Here is a 281-nt window from a genome sequence, read left to right as displayed (position 1 = left end):
TTTTTCACTTTCAGAATAAGGAACCGGAGAAATTCTTCGGACTCATTGAGGACAATCTAAAGCAGGTTCATCCTCTTTTTCAGACCGTCTTTAAAACCTTTCTCAAGGACAAAGAGAAAATCGTCAACTCCCTTCAACTACCCTATTCCAACGCCAAATTAGAAGCGACCAATAATCTCATTAAACTCATCAAACGAAATGCCTTTGGTTTTCGGAACTTTGAAAACTTCAAAAAAAGGATTTTCATCGCTCTCAACATCAAAAAAGAAAGGACGATATTC

1 protein-coding gene is annotated in these 281 nt (G+C 37.0%); it reads left to right on the top strand.

What is annotated here, in order from left to right:
* The coding region (locus SORDD16_RS10255; protein ID WP_164966539.1) for a transposase at positions 1-281 on the top strand (281 nt) is incomplete at both ends.

The organism is Streptococcus oralis (assembly GCF_001578945.1).
GTDB lineage: Bacteria > Bacillota > Bacilli > Lactobacillales > Streptococcaceae > Streptococcus > Streptococcus oralis_Q.
The sequence above is the reverse complement of the archived record's forward strand: the minus strand, read 5'-3'. Positions and strand labels throughout refer to the sequence as shown.